Annotated in this window: 25 protein-coding genes; 11 read left to right on the top strand and 14 right to left on the bottom strand. The window is 72.1% G+C overall.

Annotation, left to right across the window (positions count from 1 at the left end; genetic code table 11):
• Positions 1-124 precede the first annotated feature (124 nt).
• Complete coding sequence (locus ACFZB9_RS25100; RefSeq protein WP_391450635.1) at positions 125-841, top strand: ribonuclease H; 717 nt, start codon at positions 125-127, stop codon at positions 839-841.
• A 75-nt stretch (positions 842-916) separates the two neighbouring features.
• Here the strand turns inward: ACFZB9_RS25100 and ACFZB9_RS25095 are convergent, their stop codons facing one another.
• From ACFZB9_RS25095 to ACFZB9_RS25060, 8 genes are all read right to left on the bottom strand, one after another.
• Positions 917-1,441 (bottom strand): GNAT family N-acetyltransferase, encoded by a 525-nt coding sequence (locus tag ACFZB9_RS25095; RefSeq protein ID WP_391450633.1) that lies wholly within the window; start codon positions 1,439-1,441, stop codon positions 917-919.
• 167 nt (positions 1,442-1,608) lie between these two features.
• Positions 1,609-2,652, bottom strand: a complete 1,044-nt coding sequence (locus tag ACFZB9_RS25090; RefSeq protein ID WP_391450631.1) for a serine hydrolase domain-containing protein — start codon at positions 2,650-2,652, stop codon at positions 1,609-1,611.
• A gap of 87 nt (positions 2,653-2,739) precedes the next feature.
• Positions 2,740-3,852 carry a glycosyltransferase family 4 protein gene (locus ACFZB9_RS25085; RefSeq protein ID WP_391450629.1) on the bottom strand — a complete coding sequence of 371 codons (1,113 nt, stop codon included), beginning with the start codon at positions 3,850-3,852 and terminating at the stop codon, positions 2,740-2,742.
• Complete coding sequence (locus ACFZB9_RS25080) at positions 3,849-4,385, bottom strand: deoxycytidine triphosphate deaminase (protein WP_391450628.1); 537 nt, start codon at positions 4,383-4,385, stop codon at positions 3,849-3,851. Before ACFZB9_RS25080 ends, ACFZB9_RS25085 begins: the two co-directional genes overlap by 4 nt.
• Positions 4,382-4,921 (bottom strand): dCTP deaminase, encoded by a 540-nt coding sequence (dcd, locus tag ACFZB9_RS25075; RefSeq protein WP_391450626.1) that lies wholly within the window; start codon positions 4,919-4,921, stop codon positions 4,382-4,384. Before dcd ends, ACFZB9_RS25080 begins: the two co-directional genes overlap by 4 nt.
• Positions 4,918-6,156, bottom strand: a complete 1,239-nt coding sequence (locus ACFZB9_RS25070; protein WP_391450624.1) for a metallophosphoesterase — start codon at positions 6,154-6,156, stop codon at positions 4,918-4,920. The genes dcd and ACFZB9_RS25070 overlap by 4 nt, the downstream gene beginning before the upstream one ends.
• The gene (locus ACFZB9_RS25065; protein ID WP_391450622.1) at positions 6,153-7,466 is read right to left on the bottom strand and encodes a UDP-N-acetylglucosamine 1-carboxyvinyltransferase; all 1,314 of its coding nucleotides are present in this window, start codon (positions 7,464-7,466) and stop codon (positions 6,153-6,155) included. The genes ACFZB9_RS25070 and ACFZB9_RS25065 overlap by 4 nt, the downstream gene beginning before the upstream one ends.
• 212 nt (positions 7,467-7,678) lie before the next feature.
• Positions 7,679-8,158, bottom strand: a complete 480-nt coding sequence (locus tag ACFZB9_RS25060; RefSeq protein ID WP_391450620.1) for an ATP-binding protein — start codon at positions 8,156-8,158, stop codon at positions 7,679-7,681.
• 276 nt (positions 8,159-8,434) lie between these two features.
• Here ACFZB9_RS25060 and ACFZB9_RS25055 point away from each other — a divergent pair, with 276 nt between their 5' ends.
• From ACFZB9_RS25055 to ACFZB9_RS25035, 5 genes are all read left to right on the top strand, one after another.
• Positions 8,435-9,307, top strand: coding sequence for a helix-turn-helix transcriptional regulator (locus ACFZB9_RS25055; protein WP_391450618.1), 873 nt, complete (start codon positions 8,435-8,437; stop codon positions 9,305-9,307).
• A gap of 2 nt (positions 9,308-9,309) precedes the next feature.
• Positions 9,310-9,540, top strand: a complete 231-nt coding sequence (locus tag ACFZB9_RS25050) for a DUF397 domain-containing protein (RefSeq protein ID WP_391450616.1) — start codon at positions 9,310-9,312, stop codon at positions 9,538-9,540.
• Positions 9,541-9,774: 234 nt separating this feature from the next.
• Positions 9,775-10,362 (top strand): hypothetical protein, encoded by a 588-nt coding sequence (locus ACFZB9_RS25045; protein ID WP_391450615.1) that lies wholly within the window; start codon positions 9,775-9,777, stop codon positions 10,360-10,362.
• Positions 10,363-10,479: 117 nt separating this feature from the next.
• Entirely contained in the window at positions 10,480-10,947 is a 468-nt protein-coding gene (locus ACFZB9_RS25040; protein ID WP_391450614.1) for a universal stress protein, read from the top strand.
• A 154-nt stretch (positions 10,948-11,101) separates the two neighbouring features.
• Positions 11,102-11,230, top strand: coding sequence for a hypothetical protein (locus tag ACFZB9_RS25035; protein ID WP_391450613.1), 129 nt, complete (start codon positions 11,102-11,104; stop codon positions 11,228-11,230).
• Positions 11,231-11,286: 56 nt separating this feature from the next.
• Here ACFZB9_RS25035 and ACFZB9_RS25030 read toward each other — a convergent pair whose 3' ends face one another.
• The 4 genes from ACFZB9_RS25030 to ACFZB9_RS25015 all read right to left on the bottom strand — a co-directional run bounded on the left by ACFZB9_RS25030 (position 11,287) and on the right by ACFZB9_RS25015 (position 15,689).
• Positions 11,287-11,676, bottom strand: a complete 390-nt coding sequence (locus tag ACFZB9_RS25030) for a hypothetical protein (protein ID WP_391450612.1) — start codon at positions 11,674-11,676, stop codon at positions 11,287-11,289.
• A 210-nt stretch (positions 11,677-11,886) separates the two neighbouring features.
• Positions 11,887-12,123 carry a DUF6296 family protein gene (locus tag ACFZB9_RS25025; protein WP_391450611.1) on the bottom strand — a complete coding sequence of 79 codons (237 nt, stop codon included), beginning with the start codon at positions 12,121-12,123 and terminating at the stop codon, positions 11,887-11,889.
• A gap of 196 nt (positions 12,124-12,319) precedes the next feature.
• A complete protein-coding gene (locus ACFZB9_RS25020) occupies positions 12,320-12,955 on the bottom strand; it encodes an arylsulfatase (RefSeq protein WP_391450609.1) in 636 nt (211 codons plus the stop codon).
• Between the two features lie 253 nt (positions 12,956-13,208).
• A complete protein-coding gene (locus ACFZB9_RS25015) occupies positions 13,209-15,689 on the bottom strand; it encodes a hypothetical protein (RefSeq protein WP_391450608.1) in 2,481 nt (826 codons plus the stop codon).
• A 433-nt stretch (positions 15,690-16,122) separates the two neighbouring features.
• Between ACFZB9_RS25015 and ACFZB9_RS25010 the strand changes: the two genes are divergently transcribed.
• The 5 genes from ACFZB9_RS25010 to ACFZB9_RS24990 all read left to right on the top strand — a co-directional run bounded on the left by ACFZB9_RS25010 (position 16,123) and on the right by ACFZB9_RS24990 (position 20,835).
• Positions 16,123-17,679 (top strand): ATP-binding protein, encoded by a 1,557-nt coding sequence (locus tag ACFZB9_RS25010; RefSeq protein ID WP_391450607.1) that lies wholly within the window; start codon positions 16,123-16,125, stop codon positions 17,677-17,679.
• Complete coding sequence (locus ACFZB9_RS25005) at positions 17,676-18,080, top strand: roadblock/LC7 domain-containing protein (RefSeq protein WP_391450606.1); 405 nt, start codon at positions 17,676-17,678, stop codon at positions 18,078-18,080. Before ACFZB9_RS25010 ends, ACFZB9_RS25005 begins: the two co-directional genes overlap by 4 nt.
• A 114-nt stretch (positions 18,081-18,194) precedes the next feature.
• A complete protein-coding gene (locus ACFZB9_RS25000) occupies positions 18,195-18,554 on the top strand; it encodes a DUF742 domain-containing protein (RefSeq protein WP_391450605.1) in 360 nt (119 codons plus the stop codon).
• A 31-nt stretch (positions 18,555-18,585) separates the two neighbouring features.
• Positions 18,586-19,227 carry an ATP/GTP-binding protein gene (locus ACFZB9_RS24995; RefSeq protein WP_391450867.1) on the top strand — a complete coding sequence of 214 codons (642 nt, stop codon included), beginning with the start codon at positions 18,586-18,588 and terminating at the stop codon, positions 19,225-19,227.
• A 279-nt stretch (positions 19,228-19,506) separates the two neighbouring features.
• Positions 19,507-20,835 (top strand): cytochrome P450, encoded by a 1,329-nt coding sequence (locus ACFZB9_RS24990; protein WP_391450866.1) that lies wholly within the window; start codon positions 19,507-19,509, stop codon positions 20,833-20,835.
• Positions 20,836-20,953: 118 nt separating this feature from the next.
• Here ACFZB9_RS24990 and ACFZB9_RS24985 read toward each other — a convergent pair whose 3' ends face one another.
• Together ACFZB9_RS24985 and ACFZB9_RS24980 are read right to left on the bottom strand one after the other, a co-directional pair.
• Positions 20,954-21,352 (bottom strand): nuclear transport factor 2 family protein, encoded by a 399-nt coding sequence (locus ACFZB9_RS24985; RefSeq protein WP_391450604.1) that lies wholly within the window; start codon positions 21,350-21,352, stop codon positions 20,954-20,956.
• Positions 21,353-21,437: 85 nt separating this feature from the next.
• Positions 21,438-23,060 carry a thiopeptide-type bacteriocin biosynthesis protein gene (locus tag ACFZB9_RS24980; RefSeq protein WP_391450602.1) on the bottom strand — a complete coding sequence of 541 codons (1,623 nt, stop codon included), beginning with the start codon at positions 23,058-23,060 and terminating at the stop codon, positions 21,438-21,440.
• Between the last annotated feature and the right edge of the window lie 13 nt (positions 23,061-23,073).

The following is a 23,073-nucleotide window of genomic DNA, read 5'->3' as shown; positions in this document are numbered from 1 at the left end:
TGCCGTGCCCGCCCGGCGTTCCGGCGAACTGACGGACCGTCAGTTCTTGGCCGGCCCGCGCATCGCTCCTCGCGCGGGGCCCGCGCCGTACCGGCCTCCGCCGCCGACCTGCGATCATGGGGGCATGGTGGAACGAATCATCGCAGCGTGTGACGGAGCGGCCAAGGGCAACCCCGGGCCGGCGGCCTGGGCTTTCGTGGTCGCGGACAGTGCGGGTGTCCCGCAGCGCTGGCAGGCCGGCGCGCTCGGGCACAGCACCAACAACATCGGCGAACTCACGGCGCTGGAGCAGCTGTTGGCCTCGACCGACGCGGGCACACCGCTGGAGGTCCGGCTCGACAGCACCTACACCCGTGACGCGGTGACCAAGTGGCTGGCCGGCTGGAAGCGCAACGGCTTCAAGACCGCCGCCGGCAAGCCGGTGGCCAACCGCGAACTGATCCAGCGCATCGACGCCCTGCTCCAGGGCCGGGACGTCACCTTCGTGTACGTCCCGGCGCACCAGGTCGGCGGCGACCCGCTCAACGCGATCGCCGACCAGGCCGCCAGCGACGCCGCCCGCTCCCAGCAGAGCGCCGGCGGCACCGCGGCCGACCTCCCGGTGCCGGACCCGGCCGCCGCCACCGCCGCCCCGCGCGCCACCCGCGCCGCGGCCTCGTCCGCCGCTTCGTCCGCCTCGTCCGCCGCCAAGCGCGGCTCCACCGGCGGCTCGCGCACCCTGGCCGCCCGGTTCCCCGGCACCTGCCCGTGCAGCCGCCCCTACGCCAAGGGCGACACGATCACCAAGGTCGGCAGCAGCTGGGGACACCCGGAGTGCGCGACGGCGCAGCCGCGTTCCTGACCGCGGCGCGGGCGGGCCGGCGGCTCGGCATCCGCCGCCGGCTCGGCTGCCCGAGCCCGAGCACCGACGCCCCGGTCATTGCGGCCCGGGCCGGTGCGGCCACTCCTGGTCGAGGATGCTGAAGACTTCGGAGTCACGCCAGCCGTCCCGGAGCAGCGCGGTGTGCCGGTGCCGGCCCTCGTAGGTCATGCCGAGCTTGCCCAGCACCCGGGCCGATGCGACGTTGCGAGGATCGCAGGTCGCATGGATCCGGTGCAGTCCCATCGGCCCGAACCCTCTGGCGAGCAGTTCCCCGCCGATGGCTGTGCCCACGCCCCGCCCCCACACCCGAGGATGCACGAGATAGGAGATCTCGCCCTGCCGGTGGGCCAGGCTACGGACCTTCAGCTCGCCGATACCGACGAGTTCACCGTCGAGGCAGGCCGCATACACGAACCTCACCTGCGGGGACCGCAACCGGGCAGCCACCGCGCCCCGGACGAAGTCCCGCGTCTGTTCCGCGCTGTTCGGCCCCCACACCTGGTAGCGGCAGGCCTCCGGCAGGCCGGCGAAGGCATGGACGGCGTGCCAGTCACCGACAACGAGCTCGCGCAGGGTCACCGAGGTTTTGGTCACGAGCCGATCCTGCCAGGCCGGCAGCACCAGAGACCAGCACACAACTCGCCGGGTTCCCACACGGATCGAGATCGCACCGCTGCCGTGTGTCGGCCTCGATCACCCGTGAGGTTTGGCGTGGCCTACGTCAACCTCGTTGAAGTAGAGGGAAGTCAGTCGAACACGAGCCCGCGGAACGCGTCTCGGACCGCTGTCAGCGGCTGGCGATCACGGGTGTGGTAGAGCTTGTTGGTCAGCAGGATCGCCCAGCGGTCCTGCTTGGGTGAGATCCACATGCCGGTGCCGGTGAAGCCGTAGTGCACCCAGACACGGTCGGCGTGGTGGGTGCCGGGGGCGGGGTGCCAGAAGAGGCCGCGGACGGGCTCCATGGTGCCGGTGTGCACGGTCAGTGACTCCTCGGTCCAGCCGGGGCCGAAGCCAGGCCGTGCGGGGGCGGCTGTGGGGTCGAGCATGTACTGGAGGAAGCGGGCGAGGTCGTCAGCGGTCGAGAAGACACCGGCGATTCCGCAGACACCGCCGAGGAGACGGGCGGAGAAGTCGTGGGCGGTGCCTCGGAGGTGGGAGCCGGTGTCCTGGTCGAGTTCGGTCGGGGCGGTTCGGGTGGTCCGGTCGGCTGGCAGCGGGCCGAAGCGGGTGGAATTCATGCCGAGGGGCTTCCAGATGCGTTCGGTGGCGAGCTGGTCGAGGGGCTGCCCGGAGAGGTATTCGGCGAGATAGCCGAGGATGAGAGCGGCCCGGTCGGTGTACTCGACGGCCTCGCCTGACGGGCGGTGCAGGGCCTCGTGCAGGACGCCTGCGCGGATAGCGGTCGAGTCGGTGCCGTAGAGGTTCTGCAGCTGAGCCCGCAGTGGGAGGCCGGCGGTGTGCGTCAGCAGGTTGTGCGCGGTGGCCTGGCCGAGGGGGTGGCCGGTGACCTCGGGCCAGAAGTCGTCGAGCCTTTCGTCGAGCGGAAGTTGGCCGGCCTCCCAGAGGGAGCCAATGGTGGACCACACGGCGAGGATCTTGGTGAGGCTGGCGACGTCGAAGACGGTGTCAGGCAGCATCGGCCCGTCCGGCTCGGCGGGGTCGAGGACGCCGACGGCGCCGCTGGCCCGTGCCCCGCCCGCGTCACCGACGGCCCACACGGCCCCGGGGTACGTCTGGTTGCGGACACCGTCCGTCAGGAGCTGGTGGATGTGGTCGGAACTGGGTGTCATCGTCTCCCCGATTCGCTGTGGACGTCCCCGCCCCGGCCAGCGTAGTGAGCTGGCCGGGGCGGGGTGGGCTTCGGCGCGAAGCCGTGCTCAGCCGAGTTGCTTGCCGAGGTCGGTCAGGGCGGCTGCGGTGCTGCTGAGCGGGTAGCGGGCCGCATTGGCCCGGCCGGCGTTTCGCAGTGCGGGCAGCAGGCTGGGTGAGGTCCGCAGTCGGTCGAGGTCGCGGGCGAGGGCGGTGGTGTTGGTGAAGTCGGTGGCCAGGGCGGAGCCGCCGAGGGCCTCGTGCAGGCCGGGGACGGGCTGGTAGAGGACGGGCAGGCCGCAGGCCTGGGCTTCGAGGGCGACCAGGCCCATGGTCTCCAGGGTGGTGGAGGGCATGACGAGCGCGTCGTGCTCGGCGAACGCCTTCCACAGCTGGGGGCGGCGGAGCCAGCCGAGGTAGCGGGAGTGGATACCGGCCCGGCGCATCAGCGGGGCCAAGGCGTGGAACTCGGCGATGGGGGCGGCGATGCTCAGCTCGATCCCCTGGGCGGCGGTCAGCGCTCTGAGGAGGACGTCACCGCCCTTCTCTGCGGTGAGCCGCCCGGCGTACAGCAACCGCAGATGGCTGGCCGGGGTCCGCTCGGGCGCCATGGGCGGGCAGTCAAGGAGGTGGTCGGGAATGCCCCACGGGATGTGGTGGATCTTGCGCCGGTTGGTCTGGGGTGCGAGCCGGATCAAGTGGTCGGCCATGGCTGCGGTGGGGGCCACGATCGCGTCGGCCAGGCGGGCGGTCTCGCGCAGGACCCGCAACTGGTCTCGGTGCAGCCCGGCGAACAGCAGGTCGGTGCCGTGGACCAGGGCGATTCGTGGGTGCTCGGGCAGGGCCCGCATCAGGGCCGGGGTGGCGCCGAAGGCCAGGTGCTGCAGGTGCAGCACTCCGATGTGTTCCGGAGTCAGGGCATGCGCCAGGGCCTGCCCGAGTGCGGCGATGTACCGCCGGAAGGCGGGTCCCTCCAAGGCCTTGCCGCTGACGGCCAGCAGTTCGAGCCCGGCCGGGACTGCGGGACGACGCCCGGCGGGCTGGAGCATGAAGGCCCTGGCGGGGATGAGGGGTTGCTCGCCGGTGTAGAGGTCACGGAAGAGTTCGACACTGCCGCCGGGGCTGTCGGCGGGCAGGTCGAGGCAGGTGGCGACCAGTGGCTGATGATCGGGGGTGGTCATCGGGCGCCTCCGGAGATCTCCTCATAGAGGCGGGAGATGTCGATGCCGTCGCTGGCCGTGTACTTGAGGCCCAGCTGCTGGTAGCTGGCCGGGGCACCGAAGGTCTGAAGGAAGATCAGCTTTCCCAAGGTCATGCCGGGGTAGACCAGCACGGGCTTGGCGGCGCGGATCTCCAGCGTCCAGCGGATCGCGTGGCCTGCGTGGCCCAGCGGTGCGGAGACGTGGACCCAGATGCCGAGCGCGCCGGTGGTGTGGTCGCCGTTGAGCATCTGAGCGTACCGCTCGGACCCGGTCCGCTCCAGTGTGACGCCGAGGTAGAGCACGCCGGGCTCCAAGACGAGGCCATGGGCGGGGATGGTGGTCTCGGTGAAGGTGGTGGGTGCGGCGGCGTCCAGGTCGCCGGCGCATACGCGTAACGTCTCGCCCAGGCGCCAGTCGTAGGCGTTTGGAGAGAGCCGGGCCGGGTCGAAGGGGTCGATGGCGATCTCGCCTGCTGCGACGGCGGCAGCGATGGCGCCTGCCGTGAGGATCATCGGGCCACCGCCTCGGTGCCGGTCTGGTCGCGCCAGTAGCCGGAGGGCTGCGGGCCCAGCGCGGCCTGGTACTTCCCGCTGTAGAGGTCGACTGGGCCAATCGAGACGAAGAACATGATCTGCCCGATCTTCATGCCCGGATAGACCCGCAGCGGGCGGGTCGGGGAGAGCATGAGGGTCCACTGGCCGTGGAAGCCGATGTCACCGATCGGGGCGGTGATCTCGACGAACAGGCCGAGCCTGCCGACCGAGGAACGGCCGAACAGCAGCGGGACGAAGGTGTCGGAGCCGACCTCCTCCATGGTGTGGCCGAGGTAGAGCTCGCCGGGCCGAAGGACGAGCCCGGCTGGGCCGATCTCGATCTCCTGGGTGGGGTTGGGGTGGTGGGCGTCGATGACGTCGCCGGTGTACGTCAGCAGGGTGGAGCCGAGGCGCACGTTGTAGCTGTTGGGATTGACCTGGGCGGGCTCGAACGGGGCGATGCGCACCCTGCCGTCGTGGACGGCGGCGTTGATCTCCGGTCCGGTGAGGATCACGCGGCGTCTCCTTCCTCGTGGTCGGACGGGGCGTCGGCAAGGACGTGCAAGACGGCCTGGCCGAGCTGGAGCCCGGCTTCGTGCGTGCGTCCGGCCAGGACGGTCTCGGCGAGGTAGTCGGTGGTGAGCACGCTGCGGATGCCGGGCGGCAGCGGATCGGGGGCCGTCAGCAGCGGTCCGGCCCGTTCGGTGAGGTGGGCCAGCAGACCGGGCAGGTCGGCCGAGACCGCTTCCGGCAGGGGAGCGTGGACGAGCTGGTTGCCGAACGGCTCGATGGCCAGCAGGTCGGCCAGGGTCAGTACTTCACCGAGCCGGACGGGCCGCAGAGCGGTCTCGTTGAGGATCACGGCTTCGGCGCCGAGGCCGGAGTGCAGGCGGGCGGCGGCAGCTGCGAGGAGTGCGCGCCGGTCGGGCATGGCGTGCTGCCAGCGCTCGGATACGGTGCCGAGCGGGGCGGCCAGCCTCGCGCTGATCGTCTCGATCGCGTGGCCGATCGCCTCCAACTCGGCGGGTAGTTGGACCGTTTCAGGGAAGCGGCAGGTGTGCGTGGCCCAGCCCACACCGACGGGCTCGGCGAGCGCATACCCGGCGCCGAGCTCGCCGCCCTTGACGACGAGGGTGCTGCCGACCGACTCGGGCGTGTAGTGGTTGCTGTGGCAGTGCCCGGCGAAGATGACGTCCAGGAACGGGCATTCGCCGGCCAGGGACAAGTCCTGCTCGAACCCGGAGTGGGACAGCAGGATCCAGCCGTCCACCTCGTGGTGGTGGGCCAGCAGCAACTCGCGCAGGGCCCGCACCGGGTCGGTGGCCTGGTGTCCGGCGCGCTGGTCGAGCGGGACCGCGGCGAACGCCTGCGGGCTGATGACCGCGGTGACCGCCACCCTCCGGCCGCCGATTTCCGCCATGCGCAGCGGGCGGAACAGCGGGCGGCCCGTTGCCTCGTCGACGGCGTTCGCACACACGGTCAGCTCGCGCAGGCCCTGCTCGAAGTGGTGGCTCCAGCCGTGGTTGCCCGGCGCGATCACGTCGTACAGCGACAGCAGGATCTGCCGCTCGACGCTGCCGTGGCCGAGCTGGTAGAAGCCTGTGCCCTCGAAGAAGTCCCCACAGTCCACCACCAGCGACCGCTCGCGCTCGGCGTACAGGCGGGCGAGCATTCCCGATGCCTCGGTGAGGCTGGAGTGGACGTCGGTGGTCGCGATGATGCGCTTCAGCGTCCTTGTGGTCGTGGTCATCGGGTGACCTCGGTGATGTCGGCGCCGAGGGCGCGGAGCTTGGCGGGCAGGTCGGCGTGGCCGCGCCTGAGCTGGTCCAGGCCCGTGATGGTGGTGGTGCCGCGCGCGGTCAGGCCTGCGATCAGCAGCGCGGTACCGGTGCGGATGTCGGTGGCCCGGACGCCGGCGCCGGTCAACCGCTGGGGGCCGGTCAGGCGGCACTGGGTGGGCGAGAGCTCCTCGATCTGGGCACCCAGCGTGCGGAGCTGGGGGATGAGGTTGCCGTGCCGGCCGGGGTTGATCTCGTCGGCGCACAGGTGGGTGCCCGGCAGGCCTAGAGTGAGCGCCATCAGGGCGGGCTCGAAGTCGGCGTCCAAGCCGTCCGGGGCGAGTGAGGCGACTGCCCGCAGCGGTGTGCCGCTCGGGGCACCGCCGCCAGGCAGGACGAGTGCGTCGGGTTCGGCCAGAGCAGGGATGCCGAGCCAGTTCAGGGCTTCCGTGACGTGGACGGTGTCCTCGCCCCGCACGCCCACGATGCGGCCACTGCCACCGGTAGCAGCGATCGCGCAGGCCAGCGTCCCCGCCTCGATCTTGTCGCCCGGCACCGCCCAGGTCAGGCGGGTCTGATCCGCGTGGGTCGGCGGTTGGACGGCGAGCGTGCGCTCCCGGAGTTCCACCCGCCAGCCGGCTTGGCGCAGGAACTCCAGCATGCCGGTGAACTCCGGCGACATGTTCGGATTGCCCAGCAGCAGCCGATGGCCCCCAGCGACCGCTCGGAGCACAGCGACGACGCTCGCACCCCGGGAGCGGAACGGCAGGTCGATCACCACATGCCCGGGGCTGTCGCCCGAGGCGGTCACCTGGTAACCGGCTTTGTCGGACTCGACCTTGTCGCCGAAGGCCGCATACACCGTGAAGTGCAGGTCCATGCCCCGCTCGCCGATCCGGCAGCCGCCAGGCCACGGGAGCCGGGCCTGGCCGCAGGCGGCCAGCAGGGCGGGCACCAGGTAGTAGGACGCGCGGATCCTGGCCGCGTCCGGGAGTTCGGGCACCGGCAGGCGGCCCTCCACCGGCATGAGGGCCACTGTGCGGGGGTCGGTGACCGGGCGGGCGAGATGGCAGTCCGAGAGCTGAAGCAGGGTCAGCAATTGCTGCACGTCAGCACTGTCGGGAACGTTGTCCAGGTGGACCGGTCGGCGGATCACTGCGGCGGCGGCTAGCAGCGGCAGGGCGGCGTTCTTCGAGCCGTCCACCCGCACAAGGCCGGCCAGCGGTCGGCCTGGGCGGACGGTCACGGCCAGGCCGGTCACAGGGGTGGGGACGAGCTTCATGGTGGGGCCTCCATAGCAGTGGGCATGGGCAGGGTGGTGCTGGTCAGTTGTGGGCCAGGGGGTGGCCAGCCCGGTAGGGGCACTACTCGGGCTGGAAGTGACAGGGCGATAGCCACCGTGCTTCGCTTCCCAGGGGCCGGGAGTGGTTGCGCGGCCCGGCACGAGGAGCACGTCCGGGGCGGACAGGGCAGCTCCTGCACTGGAAGCTGAGGTCAGGTCGCCGCGCGCTGTTCGCGGGGCAGCACGCAGGTGATCTGCTTGCCCACGGGGGTGGGATCCACGGTCCAGCCCGGGGCGAGGACGTCGAGGATCCACAGACCGCGGCCCTTCTTGGCGTGCGCGTTGTCCGGCGGCTCGGGGTGGCGCCTCGGCTGTGCGGACGGCTCGGGGTCGTGGACCTGCACCAGGATCCGGTCGTCGGAGCAGGCGACTTGGACGATCACCGGGGCCCAGGGGCCGCACAGCCGCACCACGTTGCCCACCAGTTCGCTGGCCACGAGGCGGGCGGCCTCTGCGAGCTCCTCAGCCGCTCCGGCCGAGGCGAGGGCCACGAACACGTGCGAGCGCATCGCTCTCACGTGCTCGGCGCTCGCGCTCATGTGCAGGACGAAGCCGTCGGGGCGGGGCACCAGGAAAAAGCCGCACGCGGCGATCTCGGGTTCGTGGGGCGGGCGGATGTGGTCTTCGTGCATGGCGGGCTCCCCAGATGACAGAGCAAGCCACCGGCCACGGTCGTGACATGGGGCTCGCGCAAGGGTTCGGCAGGCACGTCGGCGTCGGGGCAGAAGAAGGCCCCCGGCAGTCGGCGCAAGGCAGGCAATGGCATATGCCACGAAGCGCGACGGGATGGTCACACTTCGCTACCGATCGTCAGCATGCCTCTGAACCCAGGTGCTGGGCAATATGCCCAGACGGAATTCCCTCGAATTAGTTGCCGCACTCCCCGGGCGAGGTGGAGACTGGCGCCCATGGCGAAGAGGAACCCGGCCCCGCAGTCCGTGTACCGCCGTCAGCTCGCCTCCCGACTCAAGGAATTGAGGGATGCCAAGGAGCTGACGCTGACTGAGGTTGCCGAGGTGGTGGAGGTCAACCAGAGCTCGCTCAGCCGGATCGAGAACGGTGAGCGGGGCACCAGCCCGCTGCTGGTGAAGGCCTTGCTGGACTGCTACGACGTCACGGATCCGTTGGAACGCGAGGACATCCTCGACCTGGTCCGTGCCGATCAGGCTCAGCGTCAGCCATGGTGGAAGAAGTACTCAGCGGTCATCAACACCACTCAGTACGGGGGCTATCTGACACTGGAGTCCAGTGCGACGAGCTTCCGCTCCTACGAGCCGCAGCTGATGCCGGGCCTACTGCAGACCGCGGACTACGCGCGGCAGGTGATCACCGAGATGCGCGTGGACCTGACCGCCAAGCAAGTCGATGCCCTGGTGAAGGTGCGGATGGAGCGTCAGGAGAAGGTGCTGGGCCGCGAGGACGCACCAAAGCTGTGGGCGGTGATCGACGAGGCTGCCATACGGCGGGTCGAGGGCAGCCGGGTCGTCCTCAAGGGGCTGCTGGAGCACCTGTTGGCCGTCTCGCCCCGCACGAACATCACGCTCCAGCTCCTGCCGTTCGCGGCCGGCTTCCACCCTGGGCTGTACGGGTCGTTCATGCTCATGGGTTTCCCCGAGCCGAACCCGGGTGTGGTGTGGGTGGAGAATCTGACCAACTCGGTGTACTTCGAGGGGTCTGAGGATGTGGAGCGCTACACCGAGGTCTTCGACCACCTGCGGGCCCGTGCCCTCGGCCCACCCGAGACCCGCAGCCAGATCAACAAGATCCTCAAGGAGCTGTAAGCGTGAGCACCACCAAGCCCAACCCCGCCGAGCTGGACCTCTCCGGTGTCACCTGGGAGAAGTCCCCGTTCAGCGGGGGCAACGACAACTGCGTGGAGTTCGGGGTGGCCGGCGAGTTCATCGCCGTCCGCGACTCCAAGCGGCCCGAGCAGACGCCGCTGGTATACACCCGTGACGAAATCAAGGCCATGATCCTCGGCGCCAAGGCCGGTGCGTTCGACCACCTCGTCTGACTGGACGCAGTTGCCGTCCAGAGTGACCGGTAGTGAAGTGGCGGTCGGCCACAGCGTCAGCGGGGCCGGCCGTCATCGTCGTTCTTCCTGACCAGACTTGTTGGACTCGTGGTTCACCCGGCAACCCCGCCAGCCGGGTGGGGTCGGCGGGTGGCGCGGCATGGTGGCGGGGCACGGGGGTGCGGCCCGCGAAGACTGGCGGTCACGGAAGCGCGGAGGCAGGCAGGAGAGACCGTGGACGACCGCAGTGGGCAGGGAACCCGTGGAGCCTCGGCTGCCGATGGCGGAAGGCCCACGCCGCAGGCGGGCGTCATCGGCATCGCGCTGGCCGCCGTGCTGGCGGCCGCGTTCGCCCAGGGCTCCTGGCAGTGGTTCGTCGGCTACATCTGGTTGACCCTGCTCGCGGTGGTCCTCTCGTTCGCCCGCCGCCCGGCCTGGACGCTCGTCCTGCGCTCCGCGTACCTGGCGGGCCGGACGGCGTACTCGCTGGTCGTGGGCCTGTGTGTGGCGCTCGTGCTGACGCCGCTGATGCAGCGCTGGGCGTGGCTGTTCCCGATGCCGGGTACCCGTGACGAGTGCCGTCAGCTGGGCCGGTGCGAGAGCCTGCGGGTGGAGGCCGCCCTGGCGGGCCTGGCCGGCCGCGACGGCACCGCCCTGGCCTCCGCGCAGGGCATCCACAGCCACGACGCCGTCGCCGACTGCCTGGCGTCGACCACGACCCTGTGGCTGCCGGTGTACGCGACTGGGGCGGCCGTGCTGGTGGGTCTGGGCACCTGGTTCCTCGACCGCGCCAAGGCGCGCGGCGGAGCGGCCCGCCCGTAGGCCGTGTCCGGGGCATGTCCGGGGGCGGGGGCAGCCGGGTGTGGTGTCTCTGCTGGCGGGGTGGGCGTGCAGGGCGCAGCGTGGAAGAGGGCATCCGAGGCGAGCGAGGTGATCGCGGTGGCGGAGCAGGAAGGAGCCCTCGGGCAGGAGGGCACCCGCAGGGTGGTGGTCGGCATCGACGGCTCGGCCTCGTCGCGGGCGGCCGCCCGATGGGCGATCGACTACGCGCGGCTGATCGGCGCGGTGGTCGAAGCCGTGGGCGTGGTGGAGATCCCGATGAACTACGGCTGGTCGGCGCCGGTGGTCGACACCTCCCTGGACGAGGACACGGCCAAGCGCGGTTTCCGCCAGGAACTGGATTCCGTCCTGCCCGCCGCGCTGGCCGGTGGCGAGCCGGTGGAGGTGCGGGAGCTGCTGGTGCGGGGCAATCCGGCCGAGGCGCTGATCGAGGCGTCGCGCGGCGCGCAGGTGCTGGTGGTCGGCAGCCGGGGGCACGGGACGTTCGCGCGGGCGATGCTCGGCTCGGTCAGCCAGCGGTGCGCGCAGCACGCGCCGTGCCCGGTGGTGATCGTCCGGCCGGAGTAGCCCGAGTAGCCGGATTGGCCGGATTGGCCGGCGAGGTGCGGGCCCGGTGCGGCGGCCCGGTGTGCGGGCGCGTGCGGTGGCCGCGCGGGCACCGCACGGGGATGCTGGAGTTGACGGCCCCGTGGCGTGCCCGGGACCGGGAGGAGTGACCGCCATGACCAGGACCGACCCCGCCCGTCGATTCGCCCGCCGCTGGCCCGCGGTGCTGGTGGTGCTGATCGCGGTGGCGGCGCTGGTCCTGCTGATCGCGCTGCTGGCCACCTTCCCGCCGTCGTCCAGTTGAGCCGCGCTCGCGACGGCGGGTGGCGGTGATGGCCGGTGCCGGTCAGTGGTCAGTGGTCAGAGGGACAGGCAGGGCTCGCCGATCTTGTCGAAGTGGCCGTTGACGCCGTCCCAGCCGACCACGCAGTAGTTGCCGGCATCCGCGTGCACCCGCCAGGAGGACCCGCCGGCCACGTCGCCGGCCCCGAACGTGCCGTCCCGGCCGTTGAGTTCGTGCCCGCTGGGCTGGAGCAGCTGGAAGTGGCCGGTGAAGGTGCGGTCGTAGGCCCAGGCCTTGACGGTCACCGTGCCGGTGGTGCCGTCGATGGCCATGCAGACGTCGCCGCTGCAACCGCTGTTGTCGCGCAGCTGGGCGGGGGCGACGGTGGCCGAGGCCGTCGGCGCCACCACGGTCGTGCCGGCCAGCGCCAGTGCCGCGGCCGCCAGGGACAGGATGCTGGAACGCACGGGTCTCCTCCGGTGCTCGATGTCGTGCTCGATGCATTGCTCGATGGCTGAAGTGGCCCTGCGCTGTGGGTCGCAGGGCGTTGCCACCGTAGCGAGCGGCACCGCCGCCACGGGGTGAGGCGCACACGGCGCGCCGTGGTCGGCGGCCGTACATCACCCGTCCGTGGAACGGGGGCCCGAGCGCGCGGGAGCCTGAGCGCGAGCGGAGCCTCAGGGCACCGGGCGCACGGCGGTGGGGGAGAGCGAGTCCTGGTGCCCGGTGGTGGCGAGCATCCGCACCTCGCCCCGGTCGCTGATCTCGGCCCGGACGGCGCCGCTCGGGTCGGCGTAGATCGGGTGACCGCCAGGCCCGGTGGCGCCGGTCGGGCGGACCGTGACGACATCCTGATCGTCCTCGCCGGGGCCGTGCGGGTCGTGGGCGAAGACGAGCTCGTACGCTTCGGCCATCGGAGGCCTCCCTGATCGGCTGAGGGCTGATCGACCTGGGTTGATCGACCTGGGTTTGAGCGCCCTGGGTTGATCGGCTCGGGGCGGTACCCGGGGCGCGGGTCCCTCTAGCCACGGTAGTGCCCGGGCCGCGCTCCTGGGCTGCGCTCCTGCGCCGCGCTGCGGGCTCGGGCCGCGGGAGCGTGCGCTGGGGCGGCTACGCGTTCCGGTCGGCGAGCGGGCGTCGCGCTCGGCTGGCGGCCTCGCGCACCGCGAGGGCGGGGCTGGCCAGCACCGGGACGGGGAGGTCGGCGAGCAGGGCGGCGGCGGGCGCCATCGAGGCCTGGGCCAGGAGCACCACGTCGACGGTCCCGGCGGCGGCGCGGACCCGGTCAGCGACGGCGGCGTGGTAGCCGGGCAGGTCGCCGGCCTCGAAGAGCGGCCAGGCTGCCGGGCAGGCGATCTCGACCACGCGGTCGCCGGCGCCGACCTCGGCCAGCAGTGCGCGAGTCGGGGCCAGGGTGGACTCGACGGCGTACGCGAGGCCGATCCGCGGGTACCGGGCGGCGGCCTCGGCCATCGGCCGGTCGATCCGCACGACGTTCGCGGCGGCCCGCTCGGCGGCCCCGGCGATCGTCGAGCAGGTGCAGAGGATCACCTCGGCTCCGGCGGCGGCCAACTCGCCGAGCCGGGCCCGCAGCCCGTCCTGGTACGGCCGCCCGGCGCGGGCGTCGGCGAGCAGGCCGGGGTCCACCACGTGCCGGTCGGCGATCCCGGGGGCGAGTTCGCGCAGCAACGAGCGGAAGGTGGGCACGTGCACGTCGGCGGTGTGCAGGAATCCGATGGTGATCACGCGGCACATGATGCCGTACGGCACGGGTGCGCCTCCGTGGCGGTGGGCCGTCAGGCACGCGCGGCCCTGGCGTGGCGGCCCGGGGTGGTGCCGATGACGCGCTTGAAGTGCCGGGTGAGGTGCGCCTGGTCGTGTATGGCCCGCGGAACGCGGTGGACAAGGTGGTCAAGGGGGCGCGGATGCACCCCTGAGCGATGGCCGGCGTGCTCCGGAAGCCTCTGACGCAATCTCAGGAGCTCCGGGGGACGCCGTGTCAGGGCCTGATGTCCCAGCGGTCTCCGGCGAAGTGCGACAGGGCGAACTCCAACTCCAGCGGCACCACGCCGGTGGGGCCGAGATCCCAGATGCGGACCCAACCATGCGAATCGGTCCGGGACTTCGGTACTCCGTCGCTGTGCTTCGGCTTGACTGCCAGATGGTACTGGGCGGGTAGAACGGCGCTCAGGGCCCTGGGCGGTTCGGCCGTTCGGACTCGGACATCCGCCACGTCGTCCCAGCGCAGCCGAAGCTTGCGGCCTTGGTCGAGCTCGACCGTCTCGCAGTCGATGCGCAACTCGGTGGCCACCGCCCGCAGGGCCAGCGCGGTCAGGAGGAGCACGGCTGCCAGCGCCGCGAACAGGAGCCGGTCCCGCACCAGCAGTTCCCAGCTCTGGTGCCAGTCGGCCCGGTACCCGGTGCCCGAGGACAGGGGTGAGACGACCACGAGGTACGTGACGATCGGCATCACCAGGTCGAGGCTCAGCAGCCCCAGGGTGCGAAGGCTGGTGAAACTGCTCCTCAGACGGATCTCGCGGGGCGTCCTGGCGGCACTCGGTGCCGGGGCGGGACCCGACCCGGTGAGCCGCTGCCGCAGTCCGGCATGGCGGAACTGGTAGACCCCGCCGACTTGCCGTAGTACGCCCAGCCGGTGGGCGTCCTCCAGGAAGCTCAGCACATCCCGTGGCAGGCACCGTCGACAGGCGAGCGCGAGCCGGGTGGCGGTCCAGCGCCCCCACCTGCTCAAGGAGAGCAACACAAGGGCCGAGCACGACCAGGCGATGACCAGCCCGGCGACGGCCACCAGCGGATGCCGGTCGAGCTGTCGGAAGAGTGCCATCGAGACCCCCGCGACGGCGGGCGCGACGACCACCGCATCTGTCAGGGCGATCCTGCGTTGGTCGTCGAGCAGCAGCCGGGGCTTGATGGCGGTGTCCGCCTCGGCCCGCCTGGTCAGGAGCACACCCAGGAGCCCGGGCAGGAAGAAGGCGATCAGGACCGCCGGCAGGGTGCCCGGGGTGAGCAGCCCCGCACCGGCCAGGAGCATGGCCACGGCCGGTAGAGCCGGCAGGCGACCGCGCGGGACTCGGACCGGCCTGCGGGGGCGATCGTCCATGCCCGGAAAGAGATGCCTGGTGAAGAGCTGGCCGAAGACGGTCACCAGCGTGGACAGCCCGGCCACCGCACTGAGTGCCTCCGCGGTGGGCCGGAAGGCGGGTTGGGTCGGGGACTGCCTGGCGAGGGAGAGCAGGGCGGCGACCGCGTAGCTCACACCTGTTCCGCAGAGGGCTGCTGCGATCAGGACGACAGTGCTCCATACGACCGGTCGGGTCAGCGTGGTCCGGATGTGCCACCACGCGATGTCCTGAGTCCGCCTCCTGTTCAGCTGGTCGGCCAGGAACCTCAGGTACCTGAGGGCGCGGTCCGAGCCCCAGGGCCGAACCGGTCCGGGGACGTACGAGGGTGCGAGCCCCTGGGAGAAGACGGCGGGTACCAGCCCGTCGAGGAGGTGGGCCTCGATGTGCTCCCGCGCCGGTAGTCGCGTCGAGTCGATCAGGTCGCGCGGCTCGGTGCCATCGCTCGCGTGGACCGTCGCCGCCAGCCAGAGCATCAGGGGCGAGGAGAGAGCTGTGGCGACGGACCCGTCGGGGTTGTCGACCATCTCCTGGAAGACCGGCTCCCACGCTGCGACGTGTTTCGGGTCGCACTCCCGGGTGAGGTAGTCCCGTCCGGCTTCCGGCGCCACCGGACAGGCCCGGAGCAGCGGCATCGTGCGCAGGAAGGACTCCTTGGCCGCGGCGGCCGCGTAGGCCTCGGGCCTGGACAGGAGCACCAGCGGTGCATCATCGTCCGCACACGAACGCCTCAGTGCGGTCGCCGTCACCGCGTGGGGGAGCGGCATGAGTTCGTCGAGGCCGTCCAGTACGGGGATGATCTTCCGACGCTGTACCAGGGACTTCACCACGCCTGGCTCGGGACCGGTCGTGAGATCGCCGTAGTCCTCGCTGACGCGTTCGATGACCCAGTCCTGGAGACTGAGCTCCCCGGGATCCCAGTCCGACAGCGACAGGATGACCGGAACGGCATCGCCGGGCGCGCGGTCCTTCAGCATGGCAATGGCCAGAAGGACCGCCATCGACGACTTCCCCGCCCCGCCGTCGCCGGTGATCACCAGTCTGGTCGGGCGAAGTGCGCGCATCCTGAGGATCAGGTCGTCAAGACCAAGGCGCTCGGGCTGGGCGGTGGCGGGGGCGGCGCTTGGAAGCCCCCGCGTGTTCCACTGCACGGCCAAGCGGCCGGGGCCGGTCAGACCACGGACGTTGGCCTCGTCCTCCCACTGGGCTTGTACGTTTTCGGCCAGCCTGTCCGCTGCTGCGCTCACCGGGTCCGGGAGGTCGGCTCCCCGGGGGTGGTTGTGGAGGGTGACGTTCTTCCCCTGGACCGCGATCCCGATCGAACCCTCAAGGTGGTTTTGCACCGAGTCAGTCACCTTGGCATGGTGTCAGACCTCCTGCCCCCTGACTCGCCGTCGAGCTCTTCCGTCGCCCCTGGGCCCATCTGTGGCTTTCGAACTCGGGTCCGCTTAGCACGACTTCTCCGTGTCGGGTGACGCTTCGCCGAGGAGAACCCTCGCATGAGCGAACCTGGCCGCGATGCCGGTACGACAAGTCCGGGGCGTGGCAAACCTGGTGCCAGCGCCGGTTGGGGCGGTGGGGTGCGGGGTTGGCCCGCGTCGTCTGCGACTGGTGTGCGACAGGGCTGGAATGATCCGAAAGAAGATGGCAAATCAGCTTTGCTGCAAGATTTTTGAGATTTAGTCAGAAATATTCTGAACCGGCTATGCTGCTCGCCGCCGGAGCCGGTTCGGATCCGTCCCTCCCGTACGCTTCGATCGCTTTTGAGGATGCTGAATGCTTGCTGGAACGTCACCCGGAAGCCGGCGCTCCGCTCCCGTTCTCGTGTGGCTGCTGCCCACGGTCGTGACGGTGGCGGCCGCTGTCCTCGCCGCGTCGCAGGTGTCCCCCGACGCCCGTGAGGGTGTGGTCTGGTGCGGGGTGCTCGCCGTCGTGGGGGTGGTGGCGGTGGCCACCGAGGCGGCGCGCCGGGGGCGTGCGCTGGTGGGGCTGCGCGAGCGGACCGCCCGGCTGGAGCACGAGCTGCGCCACCGGCTGGCCCGGCAGGAGAGCGAGACGCTGCGGTTGGCGAAGACCGACCTGCCCGACGCGGTCGCCCGGCTCCAGCGCGGCGGCTTCATCGAGGACGTGCTGAAGGTCTACCAGTCCCACGACCCCGCTGTGGGAGCGGAGTTCCAGGCGGCCCGGCTGGCCGTGCTGCGCTCGGTCCTGGAGGCCGTCGACAACGAGGAGAACATGCGCGAGTCCGCTCAGCGGGCTTTCGTGAACATCGCCCGCCGGGTGCAGGCGATCATCCACCGGCAGGCCCAGGACCTGCGGGAGATGGAGGACCGGCACGGCAACGACCCCGCCGTCTTCGACGACCTGCTGCGCCTGGACCACGGCAACGCGCTGGTCGGGCGCCTCGCCGACAGCATCGCCGTGCTCGGCGGCGCCCGCCCCGGGCGCCAGTGGAGCCGGGCGGTGCCGCTGTACAGCGTGCTGCGCGGCGGCATGTCGCGCATCCTCGAATACCCGCGGGTCGAGCTGCACCCGGTCTCGGCGGTGGCCGTGGTCGGACCGGCCGTCGAGCCGCTCATCCACGCGGTCGCCGAACTGCTGGACAACGCCACCCGCTACTCCCCGCCGCAGACCAAGGTGCATCTGACCGCCGCCGAGGTGCAGACCGGCATAGCGATCGAGATCGAGGACGGCGGCCTGAGCCTGAGCGAGGAGGGCCGGGCCCGCGCCGAGCGGATGATCGAGGAGGCCCGGGCCGGCATCGACCTCAACGACCTCGGCGAGACCCCGCGGCTCGGCCTGGCCGTGGTCGGCCGGCTGGCGAAGGCCTACGGGTTCCAGGTCTCGCTGCGCCCCTCCGCCTACGGCGGGGTGCGCGCGGTGCTGATCGTGCCGCAGGAGTACCTCACCACCGCGCCGGCCACCGGCCTGGCCCACGGCATCGGCGTCACCGGCGGGCCGCGGGACGCGACGGGGACGCGGCGCCGGTCGGCCACGCTGCCCGGCTTCTCGGCCCGGCCGTCCTTCGGCACCACGGCGGCGGCCCGGTCGGGACCGTCGCGGCCGGGACCGTCCCGGTCCGGGGCGTCCCAGCAGGACGACGACATCCCGGTGGTCACCGAGCGCACCGCGAACGGCCTGCCGCAGCGCCGCCGCCACGCCGCGCCCTTCCGGATGGGCGCGGGCCAGGCACCCCGGGCGGGCGCCGCCGGGGCCCCGAACGGCGCGGAGCCGGCCAAGGAGGTCCAGCCCGGTCTGTGGCTGGCCGCGTTCACCGAGGGCGTGAACGGCCACACCAGTAGCGAAGAGTCGGCAGAGAAGGGCGAGCAGTGATTCAGCAGCGGACCAACATGGACTGGATGCTCAAGGACCTGGCGGACAGCGTCCCGTGCCTCCGTCACATCATCGTGCTCTCCGCCGACGGCCTGCGGATGGCCCAGCACGGCACCTGCACCGACACCGCCGACCGGCTGGCCGCGGCCTGCGCCGGCCTGCAGAGCCTGGCCGCCGCGGTGGGGCAGGAGTTCCCGGAGGGCGACGGCCGGATGCGGCTGGTGGTGATCGAGGTGAGCGGCGGCTTCTTCTACCTGATGGCGGCCGGCGCCCGCGCCTATCTCGCGGTGCTGGCCGACGAGGGCGTGGACGCCGGCCTGGTGGGCCAGCGGATGCGGGACCTGGTCGCCCGGATCGGCGAGCACCTCAGCACGCCCGCCCGCAAGGGCGAGGTCGCGTGAGCGTGCGGTGCGGGCGCCCGCGGGCGTGTGGCGGTCCGCGACCGGCCCGGGGAGCGCGGGCAGCGGAGCGTACGGGTCGCGCGCAGCGACCGCCGAGCGTGCTGAGGCGGCCACATGAGCACACCTGAACGCGGTGAGGGCGGCGGCATCCCCGAACGCCTCTACGTGATCACCCGCGGCCGCAGCGGCCTGGCCGAGCAGACCACGTTCGACCTGGTCACGCTGATCGTCGCGCTGGCCGAACCGACGCCCGCGATGCCGCCGGAGCACGCGGCGATCCTGCGGATCTGCGGCTCGCCGCTGTCGGTGGCCGAGATCTCCGCCTATCTGCGGCTGCCGGCCAGCGTGGTCACCGTGCTGCTGACCGACCTGCTCACCGAGGAGCGGATCGAGGCCCGCGCGTGCGTCCCGCAGGCGATCCTGCCCGAACGCGCCCTGTTGGAGGCGGTGATCAGTGGACTACAGCGACTCTGAACCGGTGCCCGAGGGCACCGGGCCGGTGGCGGTGTCGCCGGCCCCCTCGGGACCGCAGGGCCTCCCGGGGCCGCGGGCGGCGCAGGGACCGCAGGACGAGGACCTGCTGCCGGACTCGGCCACCATGGCGGTCAAGGTGGTGATCGTCGGCGGCTTCGGCGTCGGCAAGACGACCCTGGTCGGCTCGGTGAGCGAGATCCGCCCGCTGACCACCGAGGAGACGATGACGCAGGCCGGGGAGGGCGTCGACGACCTCTCCGGGGTCGAGCGCAAGACCCGCACCACGGTCGCGATGGACTTCGGCCGGATCAGCATCAGCGAGGAACTGGTGCTGTACGTGTTCGGCACGCCCGGGCAGGAGCGGTTCTGGTTCCTCTGGAACGGGCTGTTCGAGGGTGCCCTCGGCGCGGTCGTGCTGGTCGACACCCGCCGGCTGGAGGTCAGCTTCGACGTGATCGGGCGGCTGGAGGACCGCGGCGTGCCGTTCGTCGTCGCGGTCAACACCTTCCCCGAGTCGCCGAGTTATCCGACCGAGGAGCTGCGCACCGCCCTGGACCTGCCGGCCGAGGTGCCGATCGTCGCCTGCGACGCCCGGACCCGCGAATCCAGCCGGGACGTCCTGATGGCCCTGATGCACTTCCTGTACACCCTCTCGGCCCCGCCCACGCGGTGACCGCGCCACCCTGGCCGGCACGCTCGACGACCGCCTCGCGCTGACCCCGGAGATACCGTGACCACCCCGTTTTCTGACGATGCTCCCCTCACCCCGCCGCCCGGCTGCCCCGCCCACGGCCTCGACACCGCCGGCTTCGAGGCCGGACTGGGCGCCGGCGGGTTCGACACCGCCGGACTCGGTGCCGGTGCGTTCGACACCTCCGGCTTCGACACCTCCGGGTTCGGCGTTGCCGGGTTCGGCGCCGGGTCCGACACCGCCGGTCGCGGTGCGGGCGGCCTGCGGCGGCTCTACGGGCCCGAGGCCGAGGCCGACCCGGTGGGCCTGTACGAGAAGCTGCGGGCCGAGTACGGCGAGGTGGCGCCCGTGCTGCTGCACGGCGACCTGCCGGCCTGGCTGATCCTCGGCCACTCCGCGAACCTCACCGCGATGCGCACGCCCTCCCGGTTCTCCCGCGACTCGCGCCGCTGGAAGGCCTTCCAGGAGGGGCAGGTCGCCCCGGACTCCCCGCTGATGCCGGTGATCGCCTGGCAGCCGCTGTGCGTGTTCGCGGACGGCGAGGAGCACCGGCGGCTGCGCCAGGCGGTCACCGACAGCCTGAACCGCTTCGACCGGCGCGGGATCCGGCGCCACGTCACCCGCTTCACCGATCAGCTGGTCCGGGAGTTCGGGCCCAGCGGCCAGGCCGAGCTGGTCTCGCAGTTCGCCGAGCACCTGCCGATGCTCGTGATGACCCAACTGGTCGGCATGCCCGAGGAGTACGGGCCCCGGCTGGTGGAGGCGGCCCGGGACCTGATGAAGGGGACCGAGACGGCGATCGCGAGCAACGACTACGTCGTGGCCACGCTGCGCCGGATGATGGACCGCAAGCGGGTGGCACCCGGCTTGGACCTGGTCTCCTGGCTGATGCAGCACAGCGCCGGGCTCACCGACGACGAGGTGCTGGAGCACCTGCGGGTGGTGCTGCTCGCGGCCAACGAGACGACCGTCAACCTGATCGCGGACACCCTGAAGATGGTCCTCACCGACCAGCGGTTCCGGGCCCACCTGTCCGGCGGTCAGATGACGCTGTCCGAGGCCCTGGACCAGGTCCTCTGGGACTCCCCGCCGATGTCGCTGGTCGCGGGCCGCTGGGCCACCGGTGACACCGAGCTCGGCGGGCGGCGGATCAAGGAGGGCGACATGCTGCTGCTCGGCCTCGCGGCCGGCAACGCCGACCCGGTCGTGCGCCCCGACCTGTCGACGCCGCTGCACGGCAACCGCTCCCACCTCTCCTTCGGCAGCGGCCCGCACGAGTGCCCCGGGCAGGACATCGGCCGGGCGATCGCGGAGACCGGCATCGACATCCTGCTCACCCGGCTCCCGGATCTCCAACTCTCCGTCGAAGAGCCCGAGTTGACCTACACCTCGGCCTGGATCTCCCGCCATCTGGCCGGGCTGCCGGTGTACTTCGAGCCGCGCACGCCCGAGGAGGAGGAGCCGCCGGCGGCCAGGGCGGACGCGCTGCCGCACCTGGCGTCGGACGGGCCGGGCGCCGGGCCGCGGGCCGTCATCCCCGAGCAGCGGCGCGGCTGGTGGCGCACGCTGACCGCGATGTTCCGCCGCTGACGGTGCGGGCGGCGGGGCGGTGGCGGGACGGCGGCGGGCGGCGGGACGGCGGCGTGGCGGGGGCGGTCGGACGGCGGTCAGGAGCGGTGGACGGCGGCCAGGGCTGGTCGGACGCCGGTCAGGGCTGGTCGTACCAGGAGAACGCGGCGATCCGCCAGCCCTCGGGCGTGCGGACGAACTGGAAGGTCTTGGTCCCCACGCCCCCGTACGGCTCGCCGTCCATCGTCCCGGACTTGCGGTACTCGCCGAACCGGCAGGCGATGTCGCCCGCGATGTCGGTGCGCTCGGAGGTCTCCCATTCGGAGAACTCGACCAGTCGCCCCTCGCTCAGCAGCCGCCGGCGGGGCTCGATGAACTCGTCCACGGTGTAGACGGTGAAATTCGCGCCGGTGTTGACGATCACCCCGCCCGGCAGCATCAGCCGGCGGATCCGGTCCACATCGGCGGGCTTGCCGCCGCGGTTGTCAAAGGCGCCGAAGAACTCGGCAGTTGCCGTGTCTATCTCGATCTTGGACATGGCGCGACCCTAGCACCGGTGCGCCGGTCCGGGCAGGGCCCGGGGCCGGGCGGCGGCCGGAGGAGCCGGCCCGGGCGGCGGCCGGTCAGTCGGTGCGGCGTCCCAGGGGCAGCAGGTACTGGAGGGGCTGGTCCGTGTCGTCCAGGCCGAACAGCTCGTGGGCCAGGTCGTCGAGGAAGCCGGACAGCGGGACGCTGCGCAGGCCCAGCGCGGTGGCGGTGAGCAGCAGCGTCTGCGCGAGGTGGCCGGCCTCCAACAGGCCCAGGCGCAGGGCGCGCAGGCCGTAGCGGCGGCGCAGCAGGCCGAACTCCAGGTGCAGGCCCAGGACGGCCGGTACCTCGGCGATGCCCACCAGGTCGGGATCATCGGCGGGCCGGGAGAAGTAGGAGGAGAGCGCGGTGAGTTCGTCGATGCTCGGGGCGGGGCCGATCGGTCGCAGCGCGCGCTGCTCGGGGACGCAGCTGTAGGTGCCGGCGGCCAGGCCCTCGACGTCCAGGGCGATCAGGCGCAGCCGGACGCTGTAGAGCGCGCCGGCGCTCGGGTACGGCCGGTGTGCCTCGGACCGGGTGCTGCCGTCGGACAGCTGCCGCTCGCTGTGGTGGCTCTCGGCGAGGGTGGACCAGAGCAGGGTGCCGAGGGTGTCCACGGCCAGCGGCCCGGTCAACTGGCCGCGCGCCGATACCCGTTCGGTGAGCACCTGGTGCAGCGGGTAGGCGGGCAGCGGGTCGGCGGGCAGGGCGATGTCGCGCGGCCCGGGGCGGCCGAGCTCGGTGAGGGCGTCCGGCGGCAGCTGCCGTAGCGCGCTGTCCAGGGGACGGCCGGCCTGGAACTTGCTGCGCTCCAGGTACTGGTGGTCCGGGGCGCGATGGCCCTCGGGGAAGAAGGACGGCGGCTCGCCCGCGTCCAGCAGGGCGCGGGCGGCCAGCCGGCAGACGGCCCGCTCCTCGTCGGGGGTGATGCCGAGGCGGTTGAAGAGCATGTGCAGTTGGGAGGCCCAGACCCACAGTTCGCGCACCGTGCTGTCGCGCACCCGGTCCGCCCACAGCGCGAGCCAGGGGGCGGCCGGCTGCGCGGAGCCCGTCCAGAGGGCCTCGGCGCGGTGCACCAGGGCCTGGTGCTGAAGGGCGAAGACGGAGTTGACCCGCGCGTGCACGGTGGCGCCCGGCAGCACCGGGACTTCGGTGACCCAGCGCCAGCCCGCGGCGTGCCGGCGCAGCCACCGCGCGCCCGCCAGCCGGTCCAGGCCGAGCGCCAGCGCGGTGGTCAGGGCCAGGTCGATGCCCAGGGCCAGGCGCTGGGCCGCGCCCGGCTCGCCCTCCAGCGCCAGTACCGCCACCCGGGAGGAGACCGCGAACACCTCCTCGGCCTCCGGGAGCGCCGACTCGCCGCCGTAGCGCTCGGTTTCGGGGGCATAGGGCACCAGGCGCAGCTCGCCGTGCGTCGACTCCCAGGGCCCCTCGACGGCCGGCACCGCCTTGCCGAGCCGGCTCAGTGTGGCGGCCAGTTCGGCGGACGAGGACGGCGGCTGCCCGTGCACCCGGATCCGCAGGTGCGGGCCGCCCTCGCCGTAGCGGATGAAGAACCAGGCCGACGCCTGCCCGTCCGCGACCAGCCCGTCGAGCAGCGGGGCCAGTTCGGAGGTGAGGAAGCCGTCCACCGCCGCGGTCCGGCTGTGCAGGTGGAGGTGGTAGCTGTCCCAGTCGGGCATGAGGGTCCTCGGG

Source organism: Kitasatospora sp. NPDC008050, assembly GCF_042957465.1.
Lineage (GTDB): Bacteria > Actinomycetota > Actinomycetes > Streptomycetales > Streptomycetaceae > Kitasatospora.
Note: the sequence above shows the minus strand (reverse complement) of the source record. Positions and strands in the feature narration are given on the sequence as shown.

Coding starts and splice junctions, on each gene's coding strand:
- ACFZB9_RS25100 (WP_391450635.1), top strand. CDS start 125: ATGGTGGAACGAATCATCGCAGCGTGTGACGGAGCGGCCAAGGGCAAC.
- ACFZB9_RS25090 (WP_391450631.1), bottom strand. CDS start 2,652: ATGACACCCAGTTCCGACCACATCCACCAGCTCCTGACGGACGGTGTC.
- ACFZB9_RS25085 (WP_391450629.1), bottom strand. CDS start 3,852: ATGACCACCCCCGATCATCAGCCACTGGTCGCCACCTGCCTCGACCTG.
- ACFZB9_RS25080 (WP_391450628.1), bottom strand. CDS start 4,385: ATGATCCTCACGGCAGGCGCCATCGCTGCCGCCGTCGCAGCAGGCGAG.
- ACFZB9_RS25070 (WP_391450624.1), bottom strand. CDS start 6,156: ATGACCACGACCACAAGGACGCTGAAGCGCATCATCGCGACCACCGAC.
- ACFZB9_RS25065 (WP_391450622.1), bottom strand. CDS start 7,466: ATGAAGCTCGTCCCCACCCCTGTGACCGGCCTGGCCGTGACCGTCCGC.
- ACFZB9_RS25060 (WP_391450620.1), bottom strand. CDS start 8,158: ATGCACGAAGACCACATCCGCCCGCCCCACGAACCCGAGATCGCCGCG.
- ACFZB9_RS25055 (WP_391450618.1), top strand. CDS start 8,435: ATGGCGAAGAGGAACCCGGCCCCGCAGTCCGTGTACCGCCGTCAGCTC.
- ACFZB9_RS25035 (WP_391450613.1), top strand. CDS start 11,102: ATGACCAGGACCGACCCCGCCCGTCGATTCGCCCGCCGCTGGCCCGCG.
- ACFZB9_RS25025 (WP_391450611.1), bottom strand. CDS start 12,123: ATGGCCGAAGCGTACGAGCTCGTCTTCGCCCACGACCCGCACGGCCCC.
- ACFZB9_RS25010 (WP_391450607.1), top strand. CDS start 16,123: ATGCTTGCTGGAACGTCACCCGGAAGCCGGCGCTCCGCTCCCGTTCTC.
- ACFZB9_RS25000 (WP_391450605.1), top strand. CDS start 18,195: ATGAGCACACCTGAACGCGGTGAGGGCGGCGGCATCCCCGAACGCCTC.
- ACFZB9_RS24985 (WP_391450604.1), bottom strand. CDS start 21,352: ATGTCCAAGATCGAGATAGACACGGCAACTGCCGAGTTCTTCGGCGCC.
- ACFZB9_RS24980 (WP_391450602.1), bottom strand. CDS start 23,060: ATGCCCGACTGGGACAGCTACCACCTCCACCTGCACAGCCGGACCGCG.